A 6,833-nucleotide genomic window follows, 5' to 3' on the forward strand; every position below is an offset into this window, starting at 1 on the left:
CACGAAGCAAAGCCTGAACAAACTATGTTCAGGCTTCATAAGATGTTTCGTCAGTTAGGAGAGCTTAAATCGCCCAACAATCGACGTGAGGGTGTGATTCATATCCGATATGGCTTGAGCCTCTTCTAGCGCTGTTTGACCATTGGCATCAAGCTCACCAACGATGTCATTAATCGCAGTCATGTTTCGGCTCAGTTCCTGAGTCACACTGCTTTGTTCTTCCGCCGCAGTCGCTATCTGTGTGCTGAGATCATTAATATCGGTGACAAAGTCGGTCATCACATCGAGACTGCTGGCAACCTCTCCGGCTCCCTCTGCGGTTTGTGCGCACTTCTCTTTGGTCGAGTCCATAGAATCAACAACCGACTGGCTGCCTTTTAATAAGCTCGCCAATGCGGCCTCAATCTCTTCGGTGCTGGCTTTAGTGCGACTTGCAAGGTTACGAACTTCGTCAGCGACCACGGCAAAGCCTCGTCCTTGCTCACCCGCCCTTGCCGCTTCAATCGCGGCATTCAATGCAAGTAAGTTGGTTTGCTCCGCAATATCCCCTATCACCCCTAAGATGGTGTTAATACCGTCTGTCTCTGAAGCCATATTATTCACATTCTCACTAGCAATGCTTACATCTTCTACCAGCTCATTTACGTTGTTCTGCGCTTGAGTCACGGTATCTTTTGACGCGTTACCAGCTTCACTCGCTTTATGCGTCAGTTGAGCAGTATTAGCGGCATCGGTTGCCATCGATTCGGCGGTAGAATTCATCTCTTCAATCGCAGTCACGACTTGTTCCGTCTCTTGAACGTGGTTTTGAAGGATCACGCTGTTTCTCTGGCTCTGATCTTTCATCCGATCGACATTCTCATTAAGGTGGTTTGTCACCTCCCGAATCTCAAGCATCATGGATTGAAGGTTAGCGATAAAGGCATTGACCCCTTCAGAAATCTGGCCAAGGTCATCGTGAGTTTTCACTTCTATACGTTGCGTTAAGTCTCCATTACCTTCGCTAAGCCCCATGACCGTCTCTTTCAATACAAGGATTGGGCGATAAAGTATGTTCATGATGATAAGAGCAAGAATAATGCTGATAACGGTCGCAATGATTGCCGTCGTTATTGCAGCTTGTTTGGCAGACGCGAGCGCCGAAAACGCGACGGCTTTTTCAATCCCTATAACAAAATACCAATTCTTATCGGCGACTTTGACTTGGTGAGAGAAAACAGCTCATCCTTGTCACCTATCGCACCATCAAACACGGTATCAACATTACCAATCACTTGTTTTGCAACGGTATTTAGCCAATCGACACTGTCAGCTTTGGTACCCGCTTTTACCTCACTGATCGATGAGGCAATCGTGATTAAGGATTACCGCTACTGCCCCTGGTATCTCATTGGCATTTTTAGCAATGTCATTTAAGAAACCTAATTGCATGTCCGCTGAAATCATGCCACTCATAGTTTTTCGCACAATCGACACCCAATAAACATCGCCTTCACTGCCAAGGTAAGGCTCTGAAATCGCGGCGGAAGGACTTTGTCGACCGAGTTGATACCAACCTCTAGTCGTAACATCCCCTTCAAATTTGTGGTTAGGCCAAGTTTTAGCCGTCTGATTCCAGTAGGCATCACCATTGGTAAACGCAACCACTGAGCTATTTAAGTTCATTGCCTTAGAAAAGATATGAGTCAGTTCAATGAAGTCTTCTTCAGTCCCGGTGATAGGTTTATTGTCAAAATGCTGACCTAACTTATCAAGGCCGTGCACCTTTTCGTTCAGTTGCGCCGCAATTTGTTCTGCTTCGCTTTTTACATACTCTTGATTGGTCTGAGTGATTAACTCAACCAGATTTGATTTCTGCTTTACGTATGCAATGTAGCTAGATGCCGATACCGAGACGACAACCAGCGCTACAATTGAGATCAATAGTAGTTTTCTGAATCCTAAGTTTCGCATGACCCAATTCCTTATTGTGAGCCCTATTTTCAGCAATTGTGGTTCGAAAGTTTGCTGTTAACTTTTATATCAGTAAGTGTGGCGTTTAATCCAGTAAGGCATCAGATTTGCTCAGGATGCCTATAAGAAAGGAAAACAACAGATACTAAAAAGCGCTCCTTACTACGGGGAGCGCTTAATATCATATGGGGTTGATGGTGGTCAGTATCATTTCGCTAGCACGGTTTGCCAGAAAATACCCCCTATACATGCGGCTTAACTGTAAATTAAGCTCGACCATCTCGCTAGGCCAGCGGTCACGGAACCAAAGTAGTTTCCGCTGACAATATCAGTGTGAGGTAATATGTTTCTCACCGCGCCAGTTAAAATTGGCGAACGCGCAGAACCGCCTGTCATATATACGACATCCGGCTTAATACCGCTTTGGTTAATCGCTTCTTCAACCAAGGCCTGAATCTTAGCGGTCGGTATCGCAATCGCCTCTTCCATTTGAGACTTGAGAACTGGGATGGATACCGCTTCACTGAGCAGTTGAATATTGGCAAGGTAACTTTCTTGTTCACCCAAAGCAATCTTAGTCTGCTCCGCTTCACGAATTACCGCATAACCCATAGTGCCTTGGTGAAGCTCCATCAAACGGCGCAGTTTGTCTGGCTGTTTAGCATCTTTGAGCATCAGTTTAAGCTGCTTCAAGTTGTCATGTGCATAGAACTTGCGCTGCGCTTGGACGTCATTGATCGCGATCGGATTCCAAAACTGTGTGGTCGGGATCTCTAGCCCTGCTAAGGTCTGCGTGCCCATGCCAAATTCCGACATAAAGCGTTTGAAAGCGGTAAAGATATCAAGATCGTTACCACCGACCATTTGCCCGGAGTGCGCTAAAAGTGAGTCACGACGGTCTTGCTTACCCGCCCAGCTTGGGCCCATACGCAAGAAAGAGCAGTCAGTCGTACCACCACCAATATCCACAACCAGAACGTTTTTATCTTCGGTTAAAGACGCTTCATACTCTAGCCCTGCTGCAACAGGTTCAAATTGAAATTCAACATCTTTAAAACCTGCGCGATTTGCAGCGCGGCGCAAAATACCTTCCGCTTGGATGTTGGACTCTTCTCCTCCGCGCCCTAAAAAGTTAACAGGACGACCAATAACGGCTTGGGTAACGTCTTGCTCTACAGCGCGTTCGGTGTTGCGTTTGATGTTTGCCATCATCGCACACACCAAATCCTCAAAGAACGAGAGCTGAACATCGCGCAGGCCCATTGCCCCTAAAAAGGACTTAGGCGACTTTACGTAGTAAACATCCTTTGGGTCTTCAAGATAGAGATTAAGCGCTTCATGGCCGAACCTGACGTCATCACTACGGATGTCGAGTCCTTCCTCATCATTAACTCGAATCGCACGCCTTAAAACGTTTTCGCCGACTGAATCTAAAGGCTTAATATCTAAAACACGGAATAAATACTCAGAGACCGCTTCTGACGTTGGGGCACAAAGCGTTGAAGGAATGTAGTAATCTTCCCCGACCAACGGGATTGGCTTGACTTGTCCATTGACTAATTTAGCTACCGAACAGTTAGCTGTACCATAATCAAAACCGATAGACATGTTATTGACCTCTCTTTTCTCGTTGACCTTATTTTGGGGTCGCATAGTAAAGCCTAGACAAGTAGATGGGTCAACCGCTTGCTCGCATTCTTTTTTAAATCGCTGATTTCCTTTAGAGTAATAGCGTTCAAAAGGAAATTGGGGATTGGTGGCGAATCTAAGACAACTCGAAGTGTTTTACGCAGTAATGAAATCAGGCACGGTTTCAGGTGCAGCAAAGCAATTGCACGTTTCACAACCCAATGTCACTCGGGTGCTATCACATACCGAGCTACAGTTGGGCTTTGCCCTATTTGAGCGCGTAAAAGGCCGTTTGGTCCCTACTCAAGAAGCGCAATTACTGTTACCTGAGGCGGAAAAGGTTTATCAGCAACTTGGCCAGTTTCGAAACTTGACCAACAAAATAAAAGCAGGCGAAAAACATTTGATGGTCGGTGCTCCGCCCATTTTGGCTGCAGGATTACTTGCACCACTGATCGCCAAAATTTGTCACGAGACTGACTATACCATTGAAGTTTCTACCTCTAATCGCGATGAGCTATGCGATGCTCTACTTAAAAATAAGCTCGATCTCGCGATCGGCTTTGGCGATGAAGCCCCGACTGCCATTGCCCAACAAACCCTATTGAATACTGAGCTTGAGGTACTAACGCCGCTATCGAGTCCACTAAGTGGCCTATTAACATTGAGCGAACTTCTAGAATCACAAACCTCCTTAATCGGCCTAGACACCCGCGATCCACTTGGCTTGTACCTTCATCAAGCTATCCATGCTCTAGATCCTAGTTATCATTCAAAAGTCACGATGCGAAACTATAGCGCCGCAGCAGAGTTGGTCGTTGTAGGTGCTGGGAATGCGATTGTTGACCCATGGACGGCGAACCAATACCAACACAAGGTGAATCGACATCGACTAGAGCCAACCATTAATGTCTCAGTCTCTTTGCTGCATGCCGAACATCGGCCACTTAGCATCGCCGCGAAATGGTTTGTTGACCAGTTCGCTCAAACCATAACCTAACGTTATACTCTACAAACATATAAGCATTCGTCGCAGTTTTTAGCGCAAGGTAGGCTATCTAAAACCACCTATTTTTGTAACAAGGATGCTTATGTCGATTGCTCAACCCTATCTACTTTTTCTTGGCGATGTCACACTACCTCTTGCTGCCAAAACGGCCAGAGGCATCACACTATGGCGACCAGACAGCTATGTAGGTCAACTTAGACTCACGGATGAAACTGTCTCGCTAGGACTCCAAGACCTCGACCTTCAACAAGCGCTAGACTTAGGCGCGAAGACCTTAGTGATTGGCACTGCAAATGCTGGAGGCGTCATTCCTGAAACTTGGCGTAATACCCTTATCGAAGCTGCTAAAATGGGCTTTGAGATCGCTTCAGGCATGCATACTCGCTTAGGCGATATTCCTGAGCTCGCCGAACTCGCTGAGACAGAGGTGACCCGTTTACATGATGTTCGCCATTATGATGCGCCTTTGGCTGTCGGTAACGGAAAGCCGCGCCAGGGAAAAAGAATCCTGACCGTTGGTACAGACTGCTCCGTTGGGAAGATGTTTACTGCTCTAGCGTTAGAAAAAGCGATGCAGTCCAAAGGAGTGGATGCTCGATTCAAAGCAACAGGACAAACCGGGATTTTGATTGATGGTAGCGGCATCTCCATCGACGCTGTAGTAGCCGATTTTATTTCTGGGGCAGTTGAGGCCATCAGCCCGAGTTTCGATGACCATGAGTGGGATATTATCGAAGGACAAGGTTCACTATTTAATCCATCATATGCTGGTGTAAGCTTAGGTTTATTGCATGGTGCCCAAGCAGATGCTCTGGTTTTATGCCATGAATTGAACCGTCCTCATATTCAACACTTACCACACTGTAGTCTACCTTCCATTTCAGATAGCATCGAAGCTAATCTTAGTGCGGCGCGTTTAACGAACCCAAACGCCAAGCTAGCAGGGATCAGCCTCAACACATCAGCGATAAGTGAAAAAGAAGCTCAAGCCTTGTGCGCAAATTGGCAGGAAAAACACCAAGTCCCAGTGACTGATCCTGTCCGTTTTGGTATTCAATCCATCGCGGATGCATTGTCATCTTACTAAGGAAAGTTCATGCAAATTCAGGCAACCCCTCATTCTATCAAGCTCATAACCCCCTTTGTCATTTCAAGGGGTGCGCAAACATATTGCAATGTTGTACGAGTTTCGATTCGATATGACCAATGGCAAGTGCAAGGTGAATGCACACCTTATGCTCGATATGGTGAAAGTGTCGAATCAGTCATTGAGCAAATTAAACACTGGAGCAGAGATCTCGAAACACTCAATCCATTTAACGCGAAGCAACTCTTACAAAGCATGCCCGCTGGCGCTGCTCGAAATGCGGTAGATTGCGCTCTGTGGCAGCTTATCGCACAAATGGAGGGGAGCCACTTTCCTGCCCCTTATTTCGACATATCACCAACGATTGAAACGGCCATGACAGTGTCGATTGGTGACGTAGAGTCAATGGCTAAACAAGCTAGAGATTACGCAGAACAAGGCGCTACCCTGCTAAAGGTTAAGCTTGATGCTGAGCAAGTGATTGAGAAAGTCGCGGCGGTGCGTCAAGCCGCGCCAAAATGCAAAATCATTCTTGATGCCAATGAAGCTTGGTCAGAGTTAGATCTTGATGAGCTATTTACGATGCTCACGCAATACGATATTGCCATGATCGAGCAACCACTTCCTTCAAATAACGACGCTAGGTTAGCCGACGTCACGCACCCTATTCCATTATGCGCCGATGAAAGCTGCCACACAGCAGAACACCTTTCCGAGCTGATTGGACGTTATGAAATGATCAATATAAAGCTTGATAAAACAGGGGGGCTCACCGAGGCACTTGAGCTAGAAAGCAGAGCAAGAACCCTCGGATTCTCGGTTATGGTTGGATGTATGCTTGGTTCGTCTCTGGCAATGAAAGCGGCGCTACCTATTGCGACCAGAGCAGAAATCGTCGACTTAGATGGGCCAGTGTTGCTCGGTCAAGACGTAGCAAATGGCCTCACATACTTGAATGGCACTTTGCGCTTATAATCACTCCCAACAAAAAATAAAGGCAGCCTATCGCCTGTCTCTTATACACAATTCCCCAAGCCACAGCTTGGGGATTTTTTTTGAACTAATTGCATGTTCCATGATCTGATCATCTAAGCAATGACAAGGATGATTACCATGACTTATATAGAGCCAACTCTTTGGGCGCAAAAGCAATTC

General features: G+C 46.5%; 4 protein-coding genes and 1 pseudogene. 3 read left to right on the plus strand and 2 right to left on the minus strand.

The window, feature by feature from the left end; all coding sequences use genetic code 11:
• Positions 1 to 54: 54 nt before the first annotated feature.
• Together ELS82_RS16385 and yegD are read right to left on the minus strand one after the other, a co-directional pair.
• Positions 55 to 1,953: pseudogene (locus ELS82_RS16385) on the minus strand (methyl-accepting chemotaxis protein).
• Between the two features lie 255 nt (positions 1,954 to 2,208).
• The gene (gene yegD, locus ELS82_RS16390) at positions 2,209 to 3,561 is read right to left on the minus strand and encodes a molecular chaperone (RefSeq protein ID WP_134836432.1); all 1,353 of its coding nucleotides are present in this window, start codon (positions 3,559 to 3,561) and stop codon (positions 2,209 to 2,211) included.
• 148 nt (positions 3,562 to 3,709) lie between these two features.
• On the opposite strand from yegD, the gene ELS82_RS16395 reads away from it, so the two are divergent.
• The 3 genes from ELS82_RS16395 to dgcA all read left to right on the plus strand — a co-directional run bounded on the left by ELS82_RS16395 (position 3,710) and on the right by dgcA (position 6,653).
• Complete coding sequence (locus tag ELS82_RS16395; RefSeq protein ID WP_279630706.1) at positions 3,710 to 4,582, plus strand: LysR family transcriptional regulator; 873 nt, start codon at positions 3,710 to 3,712, stop codon at positions 4,580 to 4,582.
• Between the two features lie 91 nt (positions 4,583 to 4,673).
• On the plus strand, positions 4,674 to 5,678 hold the full coding sequence (gene dgcN / locus ELS82_RS16400; protein WP_134836433.1) for an N-acetyltransferase DgcN: 1,005 nt from the start codon (positions 4,674 to 4,676) through the stop codon (positions 5,676 to 5,678).
• A 9-nt stretch (positions 5,679 to 5,687) separates the two neighbouring features.
• The gene (gene dgcA, locus ELS82_RS16405) at positions 5,688 to 6,653 is read left to right on the plus strand and encodes an N-acetyl-D-Glu racemase DgcA (protein WP_134836434.1); all 966 of its coding nucleotides are present in this window, start codon (positions 5,688 to 5,690) and stop codon (positions 6,651 to 6,653) included.
• The last annotated feature ends 180 nt before the right edge of the window (positions 6,654 to 6,833 follow it).

The organism is Vibrio ouci (assembly GCF_004551525.1).
GTDB classification, from domain to species: domain Bacteria; phylum Pseudomonadota; class Gammaproteobacteria; order Enterobacterales; family Vibrionaceae; genus Vibrio; species Vibrio ouci.

What these genes read in the sequence shown, in the direction of transcription:
- dgcA (WP_134836434.1), top strand. Translation starts at nt 5,688, where the DNA reads ATGCAAATTCAGGCAACCCCTCATTCTATCAAGCTCATAACCCCCTTT.
- yegD (WP_134836432.1), bottom strand. Translation starts at nt 3,561, where the DNA reads ATGTCTATCGGTTTTGATTATGGTACAGCTAACTGTTCGGTAGCTAAA.
- dgcN (WP_134836433.1), top strand. Translation starts at nt 4,674, where the DNA reads ATGTCGATTGCTCAACCCTATCTACTTTTTCTTGGCGATGTCACACTA.